The sequence below is a fragment of the Pseudonocardia oceani genome (genome assembly GCF_019263585.2).
GTDB classification, from domain to species: domain Bacteria; phylum Actinomycetota; class Actinomycetes; order Mycobacteriales; family Pseudonocardiaceae; genus Pseudonocardia; species Pseudonocardia oceani.
In genome coordinates this window covers 316,770-331,298 of the sequence record NZ_JADQDF010000001.1, presented here as the reverse complement: position 1 = coordinate 331,298, position 14,529 = coordinate 316,770, and the positions used below count along the sequence as shown (strand labels likewise).

At 73.5% G+C, this 14,529-nt stretch carries 15 protein-coding genes and 1 pseudogene; 4 read left to right on the top strand and 12 right to left on the bottom strand.

Annotated features, from left to right (window positions below; genetic code table 11):
• The first annotated feature begins 152 nt into the window (after positions 1-152).
• Positions 153-1,421, top strand: a complete 1,269-nt coding sequence (locus I4I82_RS01580) for an LLM class flavin-dependent oxidoreductase (protein WP_218588716.1) — start codon at positions 153-155, stop codon at positions 1,419-1,421.
• A gap of 62 nt (positions 1,422-1,483) precedes the next feature.
• Here the strand turns inward: I4I82_RS01580 and I4I82_RS01575 are convergent, their stop codons facing one another.
• Positions 1,484-2,239: a GntR family transcriptional regulator gene (locus I4I82_RS01575; RefSeq protein ID WP_218588717.1), complete on the bottom strand. Its 756-nt coding sequence runs from the start codon at positions 2,237-2,239 to the stop codon at positions 1,484-1,486.
• Between the two features lie 135 nt (positions 2,240-2,374).
• On the opposite strand from I4I82_RS01575, the pseudogene mhpB reads away from it, so the two are divergent.
• From mhpB to I4I82_RS01565, 3 genes and pseudogenes are all read left to right on the top strand, one after another.
• Positions 2,375-2,536: pseudogene (gene mhpB, locus I4I82_RS34825) on the top strand (3-carboxyethylcatechol 2,3-dioxygenase); the annotation flags it as partial.
• Between the two features lie 32 nt (positions 2,537-2,568).
• Entirely contained in the window at positions 2,569-3,318 is a 750-nt protein-coding gene (locus I4I82_RS01570; protein ID WP_372451341.1) for a 3-carboxyethylcatechol 2,3-dioxygenase, read from the top strand.
• Between the two features lie 170 nt (positions 3,319-3,488).
• Positions 3,489-4,184 carry an alpha/beta fold hydrolase gene (locus I4I82_RS01565; protein WP_226369821.1) on the top strand — a complete coding sequence of 232 codons (696 nt, stop codon included), beginning with the start codon at positions 3,489-3,491 and terminating at the stop codon, positions 4,182-4,184.
• Between the two features lie 5 nt (positions 4,185-4,189).
• On the opposite strand, the gene I4I82_RS01560 is transcribed toward I4I82_RS01565, so the two are convergent.
• The 11 genes from I4I82_RS01560 to I4I82_RS01510 form a co-directional block, all read right to left on the bottom strand.
• Positions 4,190-4,600 (bottom strand): Zn-ribbon domain-containing OB-fold protein, encoded by a 411-nt coding sequence (locus I4I82_RS01560; RefSeq protein ID WP_218588719.1) that lies wholly within the window; start codon positions 4,598-4,600, stop codon positions 4,190-4,192.
• Positions 4,600-5,778 (bottom strand): thiolase family protein, encoded by a 1,179-nt coding sequence (locus tag I4I82_RS01555; protein WP_218588720.1) that lies wholly within the window; start codon positions 5,776-5,778, stop codon positions 4,600-4,602. Before I4I82_RS01555 ends, I4I82_RS01560 begins: the two co-directional genes overlap by 1 nt.
• A 41-nt stretch (positions 5,779-5,819) precedes the next feature.
• Positions 5,820-6,317, bottom strand: coding sequence for an aromatic-ring-hydroxylating dioxygenase subunit beta (locus tag I4I82_RS01550; protein ID WP_218588721.1), 498 nt, complete (start codon positions 6,315-6,317; stop codon positions 5,820-5,822).
• The gene (locus I4I82_RS01545) at positions 6,314-7,987 is read right to left on the bottom strand and encodes a class I adenylate-forming enzyme family protein (RefSeq protein ID WP_218588722.1); all 1,674 of its coding nucleotides are present in this window, start codon (positions 7,985-7,987) and stop codon (positions 6,314-6,316) included. The genes I4I82_RS01550 and I4I82_RS01545 overlap by 4 nt, the downstream gene beginning before the upstream one ends.
• Before the next feature lie 5 nt (positions 7,988-7,992).
• Complete coding sequence (locus tag I4I82_RS01540; protein ID WP_218588723.1) at positions 7,993-8,223, bottom strand: hypothetical protein; 231 nt, start codon at positions 8,221-8,223, stop codon at positions 7,993-7,995.
• Positions 8,220-9,515 (bottom strand): aromatic ring-hydroxylating oxygenase subunit alpha, encoded by a 1,296-nt coding sequence (locus I4I82_RS01535; RefSeq protein ID WP_226369820.1) that lies wholly within the window; start codon positions 9,513-9,515, stop codon positions 8,220-8,222. The genes I4I82_RS01540 and I4I82_RS01535 overlap by 4 nt, the downstream gene beginning before the upstream one ends.
• Positions 9,512-10,426: a catechol 2,3-dioxygenase gene (locus I4I82_RS01530; protein ID WP_218588724.1), complete on the bottom strand. Its 915-nt coding sequence runs from the start codon at positions 10,424-10,426 to the stop codon at positions 9,512-9,514. Before I4I82_RS01530 ends, I4I82_RS01535 begins: the two co-directional genes overlap by 4 nt.
• Before the next feature lie 34 nt (positions 10,427-10,460).
• Positions 10,461-10,811 carry a 2Fe-2S iron-sulfur cluster-binding protein gene (locus I4I82_RS01525; RefSeq protein ID WP_218588725.1) on the bottom strand — a complete coding sequence of 117 codons (351 nt, stop codon included), beginning with the start codon at positions 10,809-10,811 and terminating at the stop codon, positions 10,461-10,463.
• Between the two features lie 107 nt (positions 10,812-10,918).
• Positions 10,919-11,692, bottom strand: a complete 774-nt coding sequence (locus I4I82_RS01520; RefSeq protein ID WP_218588726.1) for an enoyl-CoA hydratase/isomerase family protein — start codon at positions 11,690-11,692, stop codon at positions 10,919-10,921.
• Positions 11,689-14,112, bottom strand: a complete 2,424-nt coding sequence (locus tag I4I82_RS01515; RefSeq protein WP_218588727.1) for an acyl-CoA dehydrogenase family protein — start codon at positions 14,110-14,112, stop codon at positions 11,689-11,691. The genes I4I82_RS01520 and I4I82_RS01515 overlap by 4 nt, the downstream gene beginning before the upstream one ends.
• A complete protein-coding gene (locus I4I82_RS01510) occupies positions 14,103-14,510 on the bottom strand; it encodes an HTD2 family dehydratase (protein WP_218588728.1) in 408 nt (135 codons plus the stop codon). The genes I4I82_RS01515 and I4I82_RS01510 overlap by 10 nt, the downstream gene beginning before the upstream one ends.
• Between the last annotated feature and the right edge of the window lie 19 nt (positions 14,511-14,529).

Sequence of the window (14,529 nt, the reverse complement as noted above, 5' to 3'; positions counted from 1 at the left end):
TCGCGGGAACTGGAATGCTAGCGTGCCGACGACCGTAGCTGGCGCCCTGTCGCGGGGCAAGGCGGCCTTGACAACGACCTGCCCCGGCGAGTTGCATGCAAGCATGCTAGGAGGCCAATGGGGGCCTCGCAGGCGTCGAAAGGTGTCCGAGAATGCGGTTGGCATCGTTCCTGCTGCCCAGTGCGGCGGCGACCCCGGAGCAGTTCAGGCAGGGCTACGTTGGGGCGAACCCGAACTTCTACCAGCGGGCGCTGTTCGAGAACGGCGCCGTGCTGCGCCAGCTCGACGACCTCGGCTTCGATTTCGCGGCGTTCTCCGAACACCACTTCCATCTCGAGGGCCTCGAGATGTCGAACAACCCGATCCTGCTCGGTGCCTGGGCGGCCGGGTTGACCACGCGGTTGCGCATCGCGCAGATGGCCACCGTGCTCCCGGCCCGCAATCCCGTGCTGGTCGCCGAGGACCTCGCGATGCTCGACCACTTCAGCGGCGGCCGGATGATCGCCGGCTTCGCCCGCGGCTACCAGAGCCGGCACGTCACGACCGTCGGGCAGAAGAACGGCGCCGTCGCGACCTATGCGACCGACCCGCAGTACGCCGAGCACGACGCCCAGAACCGCGAGCTCTTCGAGGAGGCCTACCAGGTCGTGCGCGGGCTGTGGGAGAACCGCGAGTTCTCCTTCCACGGCACGCACTGGCAGGTGCCGCCGCGCGGTATCACGTGGGACCACCCGGGGACGCGGGAGATGGCACCGTCCACGGTGGGCGCCGACGGCACCGTCCAGAAGATCGGGATCGCGCCCAACACGCTGCAGGACCCGTCGACCATCGAGCTGGTGGTGCCGTTCACGCTCAGCCCCAACACCCTCCGGTGGGCGGCACGCGAGGGCGGCTGGCCGATCATCTTCAGTCCGATCGAGGAGACGGTCAAGATGTGCCTGGACGCCTACCACGAGGAGGCGAAGCTGCGGGATCCGGCGATCGGCTGGGGGCGCAACGTCGGGCACTTCCGCGAGGTCGTGGTGGCCGACACCGACGAGGAGGCCTTCGCCATCGGCCGGGACGCGCTGGGGTTCATCTGGCCGACCTGGCACGACCACTTCGGGTTCAACGAGGCCCTGCGCCGCCCGGGCGAGGAAGGGCCGGTGCCCAACGACTACCGCGCCATGGTCGACCGCGGGTTCTCGATCACCGGCTCGGTCGACACCGTGGCCCGCAACCTCGAGAAGGCCATCGAGGCGTTCGGCATCGAGCTGCTCGTGCTCTGGATGGGGATCGGTCCCGCGCCGCTGGACAAGATGCTGCGCAGCAACGAGCTGCTGGTGGAGCAGGTCCTGCCGAAGATCGGCATCAAGCTCGACCGCTTCGAGCCGACCCTGCGTCCCGAGTTCGACACCGCGAAGTGGACCGCCGCTGTCTGAGACGGGCCCGCGGGCCCGCGGGCGGCGAGGTGTCGGGGACGCGGGGCGGACATCGCCGCGTGTCAGGCTCCGGCCGCGTCCCCGACGTCGTCGGGGGACCGCGTGCCCGTCGCCCAGATGATCTCCAGGGTGCCGACGATGTGGGCCTCGGTCTCCTTGCGGGCCGCGGCGCCGTCGCGCTCGCCGAGCGCGGCGAGGATCTGCTCGTGGTCGGCATGGCGCAGGTCGAGCGCCGACGACAGCGGGGCGAGCGCCCCGTGGGTGTTGATCAGGAAGTCGCTGAGGTCCCACATCCGCCGGCTGGTGGCGGCCATGACGGGGGATCCGGCCATCTCGTGGACCACGCCGTGGAAGGTGCGGTTGTGGGTGCGGTAGCCGCGGCTGCGTTCGGTGGGGTCGGTGACCGCGCGCAGGTCGCCGATCCGGCTCTCGATCCGGGCGAGCCGGGTGAGCTGGGCGTCGGTGCGGCGGCTCGCGGCGATCTCGGCGATGGTGCCCTCCATCGCGCCGAAGAGCCGGAAGAAGTCGTCGACCTCCCGCTGCGGGTAGCTGCACACCTGGCATCCGACCTGCGGGATGATCTCGACGAGGCCCTCGCCGGAGAGCCGCCTCAGCGCCTCCATGACCGGCTGCTTGCTCACCCCGAACTCGGTCCGCAGGGCCTCGACCTGAAGCCGTTGGCCCGCGTGGAAGACGCCGTCGAGCAGTCGGTCCTTGATCTGGGCGTACACCAGCGAGCCGAGGCCCTGCGCGCTCGGTCGCCGGCCGGGGCCGGTGACCGAGCGGGGCCGGCCGCCCTCGTCACCGCTCCTGGTCATCGCCCCAGCCTATCCGGGGCCGCCGTTCGGTGCGCCGGGACGCGGCGGCGTCGCGCCCCCGCGAGATCCTTGTCCTCCTCGGCCGGCGGGGCCTACGATCTGTTGACACGCTAGAATGCAAGCCGGGAGTCACCGATGACGCTGTCCCTGTGCACGACGTCGCACACCCCGCTGATGGGCCGGGCCGACCCGGGCGCCGGTGTCCGGGAACGGGTCGAGGCCGCCTTCGACCAGGCGCGTGCCGCCATCCGCGACGCCGATCCGGAGCTCGTGATCCTGTTCGCGCCGGACCACTACAACGGCTTCTTCTACGAGGTCATGCCGCCGTTCTGCATCGCTGCCGCCGCCGAGTCGTCGGTGACTACGGCCTGCCCGCCGGGCCGCTGCCCGTCGACGCCGCTGCCGCCCGCCGGATCGCCGCTGCCGTCCTCGCCGACGGCATCGACGTGGCGGTGTCCGAACGCATGCAGGTCGACCACGGGTTCACCCAGCCGCTGCACCTGCTCTTCGGCGCGATCGACGCCGTCCCGGTCGTGCCGGTGTTCGTCAACTGTGTGGCCGAGCCGCTGGGCCCGGTGACGCGGGCGCGCCTGCTGGGTGCCGCGGTCGGGCGCGCCGCGCAGGCCCTCGGCAGACGCGTACTGATCATGGGCTCCGGTGGTCTGTCGCACGATCCGCCGGTTCCCCGCATCCAGGACGCGCCGCCCGAGATCGCCGAGCGGCTGATAGCCGGGCGCGACCCGGCGCCCGAGGTGCGGGCGGCCAGAGAGTCCGGGGTGGTGCGGGCCGTCGCCGCCTTCGCCGCCGGCGACTCGCATCTGCTGCCGCTCAACCCCGGGTGGGACGCCGATCTGATGGCACTGCTCGCCGGTGGCGACCTGGAGAGCATCGACGCCCGGCCGAACGACTGGTTCGCCGCGAACGGCGGGCACTCCGCGCACGAGGTGCGCACCTGGATCGCCGCCTACGCCGCGCTCGGTGCCGCCGGCCGCTATCGGGTCGACACCTCCTTCTACGAGGCGATCCCGGAATGGATCGCCGGATTCGGGCTCACCACGGCCCGCACGCTCCCCGTCTAGCCACCCACCCGGAGAAGAGGCCGCCATGGAACCCGACCCCCGGCGCAGCGCACTGTGCCACCGCGACGACGCCGCGCCGCGGACGCCGGCGGACGCGACATGAGCCGCCCGTCGATCTGGTCGGCGCTCGCGGGCCTCGCGTTCACCGTCGGCTACGTGCAGGTCGGCGAGTGCCCCTCGCGCAGCACTTCCGCGTGATCGCCTACGAGTACCCCGGGCACGGGTGGACCACCCACGCCACCCGCGACCTGGAGCTGCCCGACTACGTCGCGCATCTGGACGGGCTGCTCGACGCGCTGGGCGTCGGGCGCGCCCACCTGTCGGGGGAGTCGCTCGGCGGCTGGCTGGCGCTCAAGTACGCGGCCGCCCATCCGGGGCGCGTCGGCCGGGTGCTGCTCAACACCCCGGGCGGCACGATGGCCACCCCCGAGGTGATGGAGCGGATCCGCAGCCTGTCGCAGGCCGCTGCCGACGACCCCAGCCACGAGCGGATCAGGGCCCGCCTGGAGTGGCTGATGGCCGACCCGTCCTCGGTCACCGAGGAGCTGATCGACATCCGCCGGACGATCTACGCCCGTCCCGGGTTCGCCGAGTCGATGCGGCACCTGCTGTGCCTGCAGGACCCCGAGATCCGCGCCCGCAACCTGGTCACCGACTCCGAGCTGGCCGCCGTCGCCGGGCCCGCGATGGTCGTGTGGACCAGCGACGACCCGTCCGGCCCGGCCGCCGCCGGGATGGCGATGGCCGAGAAGATGCCGGACGCCCGGTTCGAGGTGATCAAGGACGCGGGCCACTGGCCGCAGTGGGAGCAGCACGAGGTCTTCAACGCGCTCGCGCTGGACTTCCTGACCGGGAAGGGCGACTGAGGAGCTCAGCCCACCGGGCGGAACTGCGGTACCTGCACGCCCTCGCACCGCGCCTCGAAGGTGAGCTCCACCCGCTGCCCGACCGTGACGGCACCGGGGTCGGGCAGGTCCACCACGTTGGTCATCAGCTGGGGCCCGCCGTCGAGGGCGACGATCGCCACCACGTAGGGCTGGTCGTCGCGGTAGGCCTCGTAGGCGGCCTGGTGCACCACCGAGAACGTGACGACCTCACCGGTGGTGGCCGGGGGACGCCAGCCCATCTCGGAGCCGCCGCAGCGCGGGCAGCGCGGCCGTGGCGGGAACACCCAGTCTGCGCACGGCTCACACCACGGTGCGGACAGCTCACCGCGGGCCGCCGCGGCCCAGTAGGGCGCCGACAGCGCGGTGGGTTCGGGGGCGGGCTTCGCGGGGGCCATCAGGACTCCGCCCGGTCGCCGAGGATCAGCGTGGCGTGCTCGGAGAGCATCCCGCCGTGGGTGTGCACGAGCGCCGTGGACGTCCTCGGGACCTGGCGGTCCCCGGCGCGCCCCATCACCTGCAGCGCCCCCTCGACGACCATGCTCATCCCGGACGCGTCCCCGGTGTGCCCGAACGACATCAGCCCTCCGTAGGTGTTGACCGGCAGCGTCCCACCGGGCGCGGTGGCACCGCTGCGGTAGAGCTCCGGAGCCTTGCCCCGCCCGGCGAGACCGCACTCCTCCAGGTACATCACCGGGTTCGAGGAGAAGGAGTCGTAGAGCTGGGCGACGTCGATCTCTGAGGGCGCCAGCCCGGACATCGCGAAGGCCTGCCGGGCCGCGTCCGTCGCGCCACCGGTGTCGAAGGTGGACCGCATGCTGACCGCACCCTCCATGTGCACCTCCCCGTAGCCCAGCAGGTAGGCGGGGCGCTCGTTGACCGCGCGCGCCCGCTCCCCGCTGGTCACCAGCAGGGCGGCACCACCCTCCAGCGGCACCGAGCAGTCGTAGAGGTGGAACGGGCTCGCCACCATCCGCGATCCCAGCACGTCGGCGATGGTCAGCGGGCCCTTGTCGCGCATGAAGGCGTCCGGGTGCAGCAGCGCCCACTGCCGCTGGGCCACCGCCACCGCCGCCAGGTCCTCCCCGGTGGCGCCGGTCTCGGCCATCCAGCGCTGCGCGAACAGCGCGTAGAGCACCGGGATGTAGGTCCCGTAGGGGTACTCGAACTCGGGATGGCTGACGAACTTGGCGATCTTCTCGCCGCTGGCCGCACCCACCTTGGGGAACTTGCCGGCGGAGATGCACAGCACGGCGTCGGCGCGCCCGGCCGCGATGGCCTCCGCGGCGCGGGCGACCATCAGCGCGTAGCCCGCGCCGCCGGCGTACATCGTCTGGGAGAACCGCGGCCGGATGCCCAGCTCGTCGGCGACCTTCTCGTGCACCGCGACGTCCGCGCCGCCCTCGGTGAGCACCCCGGTCGGTGCGGCCAGCACCCCGTCGATGTCACCGGGGCGGACGTCCCACTGGTCGAGGAACGCGGAGATCACCGCTGAGTGCAGGGCGAGCTCGTCGAGCTCGGGGTAGCGGCCGGGCCGGATCTCGGTGACGGCCGCCAGGGCCGGGTCGTTGCGCACGTGCTCCCTCTCGGGTCGGGGCGGCTGCTCGCCGGGCGGTCTCAGAGCAGGAAGGCCATCGACGGGACGGCTCCGGCGCGGTCCACGAGCAGCACCTTCTTGCGCGTCATCCGCAGCGTGCCGTCACCGGCGGGGTCCACCAGGTCGAACTCGAGCCGCCCGGCCCAGACGTGCGTGCGGTCCATCCGGAACTCGTGCAGCGCGAAGGCGGCGTGCACGGTGACGGCGCCCGGCCCCGCCTGTTCGCGCTCGACACCCGAGACGATGCGCGCCGTCCGCGAGAACGGCACCTGCGAGTAGCGCTCACCGGTCAGCAGCTGCCGCACCCTGGTGTTGAGCCGCCTGCCGTTGTCGTGGACGTAGGAGATGACGCCGGCCCCGTCGTGGTCGTCCCCGGCGGGGACCCAGTACAGGACGTCGCGGTCACCCGCCCACAGCCCCAGCCAGTCGTCGTAGCGGCGCTCGTCGAGCAGCCGGGCCTCCCGGTAGACGAACGCCTGCACCGCGTCCTGCGAGACCTCGAGCACCGAGCCGGTCATCGCGTCCCCACCGCGCCGGAGGCGGTGCGGTGCCAGGGGAGCCGCTCGGGATGCTCCGCCAGCTCGGCGATGATCGTCGGCTTGAGCACCTTGCCGGTGACGCCGCGGGGGAGCGCGTCGACGACCGCGACGTGCTTGGGCACCTGGTAGGCGCCGAGGCGCTCCCGGCAGAACGACACCAGGCCGGCCGGGTCCGGGGTGGCGCCCCGGCGGGGCTCGACCATCGCGACGACGGCCTCGCCCCACTCCTCGTGGGCGGCGCCGACCACCGCGACGTCGGCCACGTCGGGGTGCTGGGCCAGCACGTTCTCCACCACGCTCGGGTACACGTTCATCCCCCCGGTAATGATCATGAAGTCCTTGCGGTCGGTGAGGTAGAGGTAGCCCTCGTCGTCCATCCGGCCGATGTCGTGGGTGCGGATCCAGGCACCGTCCAGCAGCCCGGCGGTGAGCTCGGGGAGCCGGTGGTAGCCCAGGCAGTTCATCGGGGACCGCAGCCGTACCTCGCCGCGCTCGCCCCGGGCCACCTCGCGGCCGTCGTCGTCGGTCACCGCGACGTCGACCCACGGTCCCGGCCGCCCGCACGATGCCAGCAGCTCCGGCTCGCCCGCGAGCCCACGCAGGTGGTCGGCGTGGGTGAGCACGCTGACCCAGCCGCCCGAGCACTCCGTGATGCCGTAGAGCTGTACCAGTGCCGTCGCGGGGAGCGCCGCGTGCACCCGGTGCAGCAGTGCCGGGGGAGCGGGCGAGGAGCCGTAGACGAGCGTGCGGAAACTCGACAGGTCGTGGCCGTCCCCGTCCCCGTCCCCGGCACCGGCACCGGCGTCGAGCTCGTCGAGCACGCGGCGGATCATCACCGGGGCCAGCACCGTGCCGGTGACCCGGTGCCGTCCCACGGCGCGCAGGAAGTGCCCGGCGTCGAAGCCGCCCGGCCCGCCGGGCAGCACGACCGTCATCCCGTTCACCAGCCCGAGCAGCGCGAGCAGGCTCGCGATCCAGGCCAGCGAGGTGGCCTGGAACCACACGTCGTCCGGGCCCAGGCCGATCATCAGGACCGTGTGCACCAGGACCGTGCCGACGGCGGCCTGGCTCACGAGCACGCCCTTGGGCAGGCCGGTGGTGCCCGAGGTGTAGCTGATCAGCGCCACGTCGCCGGGGCGCGGCGCGGGGAGGTCCACGGCCGGACCGGCGCACAGCTCGCCGAAGGAGGAGTCGTAGCCTGCGAGGCACGGTGCGGCCGGGTCCCCGGGGGTCAGCGAGACCAGCAGCCTGCCCTCCGCGCGCAGGGCGCGCTCCTCGCCGCCGAGCAGGTGCGCCAGCCCGGCTTCGACCACCACCATCCGGGCCTCGCAGTCGCGCACGACGTGCAGCACCTCCCGGGCGGCGAAGCGGGCGTTGATCCCCACCCGGACCGCGCCGAGACGCAGGCAGGCCAGGTAGTGCACGAACACCTCGAGCCGGTCGAGCGCCAGCATCCCGACCGCGTCTCCCGGCCCGACACCGGACGCCGCCATCCCCGACGCGAGCGCGGTGACCTGCGCGTCGAGCTCGGCCCAGGTCAGCGTGCGGCCGTCCTCGCGCACGGCGGGCTTGTGCGGGGCCCGGCGCGCCCAGCCGGCCAGCAGCTCCCCGGCCAGCACCGGCCCCGCGGCGTCCGCCGCGCTCGGCACGCCGGTCACCGCCGGCCCGGCCCGTCGGCGGCCCGCTCGGTGCGGGCGATGATCCGGTCCGGGTCGCTCAACCGGGCCAGCTCCGCCGGGTCGGCCCACACCAGCGCCTCGAGCTGCATCGGGTCGAGGTACACCGCCGCGCCGCCGCGCAGCAGGTCGCGGACCCTCAGCCGGGCGCCGTGGCCGGTCTCGTCGAGCTCCACCTCGACGGCGGCGAACTCGTTGGACAGCATCACCGGCCCGACCCCCCACCGGTCATCAGACGCAGGTAGTTCCGCCAGAACGCGCGGTGGCTGGTGTCGTCGGTGGCGTGGGAGACCTCGACGCCGTCGGGCAGGGTCTGCTCCCGGTGCAGCCCGCGGCTGCGCAGCAGCCACTCCGGTCGCTGCGCGGCCATCCCGCGGAAGTTCCGCTCGTACATCGCGCTGTCGTCGGCGATGACCATGCCGGCCGGGCCGATCGACCCGCCGGTCAGCTGGAAGGCGCGGCGGTTGAGCTGGTCGGCGCCCTTCCAGCGGATCGGGGCCTGGTGCTGGATCGTGCCGCCGGCCGCGAGCGGCTCGATGACCAGGATGAACAGCTCGGCGATGAACAGGTTGGGGAAGATCATCGTGTGCGGCGGGCCGTCGACGAGCAGCTCGTCGGCGTGCTCGCGTCCGTGCCGCCGGGCGAGCGCCCCGGCGTAGTCCGCCAGCTTCTCCTCGGCGGTGGCGCCGAGCCAGAGGTACTTGCGCCCGACCTTGCGGAACTGCGGGCGCCAGTCCATGTCCGTGTGCCCGTTGCCGAGGTAGCGGGTCTGGGACAGGGCCTTCTCGCTGGTGACGTCGGCGTCGGCGACGAGCGACCAGTTGCCCATCATCGTCAGCGACCGGTGCACGAAGTTGCCGTGGTAGGCGTCGATCTCGTTCTCGAAGGCGATCTTCCAGTTGGTCTCGGTGCGGTGGTGCAGCCATCCCGCGGTCAGCTCGATCTCGCCTTCGGGGGAGAGCTCGCAGAGCCGGTCGATGGTCTCCCGGGCCGGCCCGAGGAACTCCGCGAGTGCAGGGACGTCGGCGGCGACGCTGGCGAACAGGAAGCCGCGGTACTCCTGCGTGTGCGCCGGCCGGGCCAGGCCGTGGTCGGCGCGGGCGAAGTCGGGGCCGTAGCCCGGACGGAACGGCACCCCGACGAGGTCGCCGTCGTTGCGGAAGGTCCACCCGTGGTACGGGCAGCGGAACGACGAGGAGTTGCCCCTGGGGTCGTGGCAGAGCAGGTTCGCCAGGTGGCTGCACCGGTTGAACAGCACGTGCACGTCGCCGTCGGCGTCGCGGCTCACGATCACCGGCTGGGTCCCGATGGTCTTGAGGACGTAGTCGCCGGGCTGCCCGACCTCGCTGGTGTGGGCGACGTACACCCACCCGGAGTGGAAGATCCGGTCCATCTCGTCGGCGAAGACCTGCGGGTCGGTGTAGAGCCGGGAGTGCACCCGGTCGGCCTGGACCAGCTCGGCGTACGGGACGCCGGTGGCGGCGTCGGTGCCGGCGCTCACGTCAGCGCCGATACGAAGGTGTCCTTGACCTCCCGGCCGATGTAGAAGATCCCTTGCGCGAGCTTGTCCGCCGTCCAGGTGATCGTCGGGAAGTCGGGGTAGACCAGGTAGCCGCCGGAGAACACCTCGTTGCGGTTCCCGGCCGGGTCGAAGAAGTAGATCGTCTGGCCGCGGGTGATGCCGTGCCTGGTCGGGCCGGCGTCCACCGGCACGTCGTCCATCGAGAACAGGTCGCCGGCGTGCCGGATGGCGCTCCAGTCCTCCAGCAGGTACGCGAAGTGGTGCAGCTTGCCGTTGGGACCCTGCAGGAACGCGATGTCGTGCGGTGTGTTGGAGCACGACATCCAGGACCCGATCAGCGCGCCGTCGTCGCTCTGGTCGGTGACCAGGCGCTCCACCGCGCGGAAGTCGAGCACCTCCGCGAAATAGCGTTCCAGCGTCACCGGGTCCTCGGCCGTGATGGCGGCGTGATCGATCCGGGGAACGCCCACGCCGACGAGGTGCCGGGGGAACGGGGCCGGGTTCAGCGCGCCCACCTCCGTGCCCACGCACTCGGTGTCGGAGTAGAGCTCCATGACGTGCTCGCTCGGCATCACGATGCGGACCCCGTCGCCGACGGCCAGGTTGTCGCCGGCGCTCATCCGCTCGGTGATGCAGCCGAAGGCCTGGGCCCGCTTCTCGTAGACGTCGAGGTCCTCGGAGCGGGCGACCTTGTAGCCCAGCTTGGCCAGCCCGACGCCACCGGGCTCGACGACCACGGAGTGGTGGTCCCACTCGTCCCAGGCCTTGAAGTAGAGCTTGCCGTCCTGCTCGGCGGTCAGCCGCATCCCGAGGGTGTCGCCGTAGTGGGACTTGGCCTCCTCGACGTCGGTGACCCGTAGATGCACGTACCCCAGTCGCATGACGGCCATGTCGGTGCTCCTCGTCGCGTGGTGGTGGTGGAGATCAGGTGGTGGGGGGCCCGCCGCGGGTCCGCCGGGCCGCCGCGGCGTGCAGGAACGGCAGGACGACCCGCAGCCGCTCGTCGCGCAGCCGGACCACCACGTCGTCGCGCGGGACGGCCCGGCAGGTCAGGCAGGTGCCGCCGCGGCGCTCCTCGTCGGTGAGGACGGTGTCGGCGACGACGGCCGGGTAGTCGACCTCGCCCTCGACGAGGTCGACCTTGCACAGCGCGCAGCCGCCGCGCCGGCAACCGACGCGGTAGCCGTACCCGGAGCGGAACAGCGCCGCGAGCACCGTCTCGCCGGCCCGGGCGGTGACCCGGACGCCGTCGGGTCGAACCTCGATGTCCGCCACGTCCCCCCCGATCCGGCGAGTTAGTTCGACCTATCAGTCATGAGAATTACACCCGATGCGGGGTGGGTCAAGAGCCATGCGGCGGTCCCGTCCGCCGGCACCGGCCCTCAACGGCCGGGGAACCGGGGGGCCCGCTTCTCCTGGAACGCCGTGACCCCCTCCTGGTGATCGGCGGAGCCCATCGCGAGGGTCTGGTGGGCGATCTCCAGCTCGAGGTAGGTCTCCAGGTCGCCGCTGACCGACCGGTGGGCCAGCGCCTTGCCCAGACCGAACGCGCGGGTCGGGCCTTCGGCGAAGCGGTGCGCCATGGCCATCGCCGCAGCCGACAGCTCCTCCGGCGGGTGGATCTCGCGCACCAGGCCGAGCCGCTGCGCCCGTGTCGCGTCGAGCGTCTCGGCGAACAGGAACATCTCCTTGGCCCGGTGCAGCCCGACCATCCTCGACAGCAGCCACAGTCCGCCCCCGTCGGGCACCAGCCCCACGTTGGCGAAGCTGGCGATCATGCGCGAACCCTGCGCGGCGAGCCGCACGTCGCCGGTGAGGGTGATCGAGAAGCCGACCCCGGCGGCCACCCCGTTCACGGCGACGATCAGCGGCTTCTCGATGGCCAGCAGGGCGAGGGTGGCGGCGTTCGCGCTGCGCATCCAGGTGCGGGCGGCTCCGGCGTCGGGTCTCTCGCCCATCGCGGCGATGTCGCCGCCCGCGCAGAAGGCACGTCCGGCGCCGGTGAGCACCACCGCCCGCACCGCGGGGTCCGACTGCACCTGCGCGGCCCGCTCCGCGAGCTCGCTGCGCATCGCGTGGTCGAGCGCGTTGAGCTTCTCGGGCTTGTTCAGGGTCAGGACGGCGACCGCGCCGTCGCGGTCGAGGGTGACGCTCACTGCCCTGCCTCGCGGCGCTCGGTCGAGGCTTCGCGACGAGGTTTCTGGTCGGGGAACATGGTGCCTCCGTCGGAGCGTCGGGACAGGTCGACCGAGCGGTCGGGGGAGTCGAGGGCGTCGAGACCCAGGGTGCCCGGCCGGTCGGCCCGGTAGCGCCGGGCGAGGAACGCCAGGTGCTCGGACGCCGTACCGGCCGACAGCGCGACGGCGGTCGCGCGGCGCGAGTAGAGGTGCAGGTCGGACTCGGTCACGTAGCCGATGGCGCCGTGCAGCTGGTGGGCGAGCCTGCTGATCGCGGTCGCGGCGCGCCCGGCGCGGGCCTTCGCCGCCGCGGCCGACCGCCGGGCCGGGCGTCCGGCGCCGAGGTCGGCGAGCGCGGCGTCGACCAGCATCCGCGCGCACTCCAGCGCCGAGCCCATGTCGGCGACGTGGTGGGCCACCGCCTGGAACGTGCCGATCGGGCGGCCGAACTGCTCGCGCGTGGTGACGTGGGCGACCGTGCGCTCCAGCAGCTCCTCGCCGAGCCCGACCAGCTCGACGGCGGCCAGCAGCGCGCACACGTCGGCGACGTCGTCGACCCGGTGCGGGCGCAGGGGCGCGGAGACGTCCGCGGTCCCGATTGCCACCGCGGTGCACGCGACGGCGCCGAGCGGCTCGCCGGAGACCGACCGCAGCGGCGTTACGGTGACCCCGTCGGACGCGGTGTCCACGGCGACCAGCCGGGTCGCACCCGTGTCGTCGACGGCGACGGCCACCACGACCGCACCCGGCGTGGCGTCGTCCAGGCGGTGCAGGTCGCCGTCGAGCCGGTACCCCGCGCCGTCCGTGCCCGCACCGCGCGCTGCGCGCAGCATCAGCAGCTCCGGCGGTGCGGCGACGGTGGCGGCGCCGGTCGCGAGCCGGGGCAGCCACCGCCGCCGCTGCTCGGCCGAGCCGGCCAGGGCCAGGGCCAGTGCCGCCGCGGCGGTGGAGCGCAGGGTGCTGGGCAGCGCGGCCCGCGCGGCCTCCGCGAGCACGACGGCGAGGTCCGCCGGCGCGGCCCCGGCGCCGCCGTACACCTGCGGCACGGCCAGCACCGGCCAGCCCTGCCCGCAGACGGCCGTCCACAGCGCGTCGCGGTGACCGGCGTCGCCGCGGGCCAGGCGGCGCGGGTCGACGTGGTCGCGCAGGAACGCCGCCGTCGACCCGCGCAGCGCGCGGTGCTCGGAGCTCTCTCCCGCCCGGCGCCCGGCGCGCCCGACGGGGGCGGGCGCGGAGCGCGCCGAGGTGGGCAGGCCGTAGCGGCGCTGCGCGACCATCGTGCGCTGCACCTCGTTGGTGCCGCCGCCGAAGCGCAGGTAGGGAGCCCGCCGGTAAGTCAGCTCGGCGAACCCGCCCAGCGGCGACCCCGGCTCGCCCGTGGCCAGCCGGGAGCGTTCCCCGCACATCTCCAGCGCGGCGTCGGACAGCTCGGCCACCAGCTCGGTGGCGGCGACCTTGAGCATCGCGGCGTCGGCGTCCGACAGCCGGCCGGCGTCGATCTCGCCCAGCGTGCGCAGGGCGAGCAGGCGCACGGCGCGGACCCGGGTCTCCAGCTCGGCGAGCCGGACCGCGGCGGCGCCGTCCGGCCCGGCGCCCGCGCCCAGCTCGGCGACGAGGCCGTCGAACAGGCGGCGCAGCGTGCCGACGCCGGCGATGCCGACGCGCTCCAGGGCGAGCGCGGTGGTGATGTGGGCCCAGCCCTGCCCGGCCTCGCCGATCAGGTGGTCGGCCGGCACCCGGACCCCGGTGAAGGTCACCTCGTTGGTGCGCAGCCCGCCCCAGGTGGGCAGCGCCCGCACGGTGATGCCCGGCGAGTCGAGCGGCACGGCGAGGATGCTGATCCCGCGGTGCCGCGGTGCGTCGGGGTCGGTGCGGCAGGCCAGCCACTCGTGGGTGGCGTGGTGTGCCCCGGTGTTCCACAGCTTGTGGCCGTCGACCACCCAGTGGTCGCCGTCGCGCACCGCGCGGCACCGCAGGTTCGCGAGGTCGGTGCCCGCGGCGTCCTCGGAGTAGCCCAGCGCGAACTCCACCCCGCCGGAGACGATGCCCGGCAGCCAGCGCCGGCGCTGCTCGTCGGTGCCGGCGCGGGCGATCGTCGGCCCGACCGACACGGTGGTCATCAGGTCCGGGTGCGGCGTGCCGAGGTAGTCGCACGCCTCGAAGAACAGGAACTGCTCGACCGCGGAGCGGCCCTGGCCGCCGTACTCCGCCGGGACCCCGATCCCGAACCAGCCGCGCGCGGCCATCGTCTCCAGGAGCCGGCGGACGGCCGGGTGACGGTCGACGGGCGCGGTCTCCCGCCAGCCGGGCAGCGCGGCACGCAGCTCGGGGGTCAGGTGCTCCAGCAGGACGTCGCGCACCTCGCGCTGCCAGGCGTCCTTGGCGGGGGTCAGGTCCATCCGAGCTCGACCGTCCCCTCACCGGTGGTGGTGGTGCGCCCGTCGGCGGTGGCCAGCCAGACCTCGCAGCGGACCGTCCGGCCGTCGGCGCCGACCTCGAGCACGCGCCCGCGGGCGAGCAGCTCCTCGCCGACGTAGGCCGACGCCCGGTTGCGGTAGCGGAGCTCGACCAACCGGCCCGGCCGGGCCCACCCGGTGAGCAGCTGCTCGAGGTAGGTGCCCTGCAGCGGGCCCGGCACCACGACCGCGGGATGGCCGGCGACGTCGCGGCAGTAGTCGGCGTCGTAGTGGATGCGGTGGGAGTTCCACAGCACCGCCGAGTACTGGAACAGCTCGACGGCGCCGGGCCGGTGGCCGACCGGCCCGAGCGGGTCGCCGGCCCGGGGGAGCCCGCTCACCGCTCTCCCTCGCTGACGC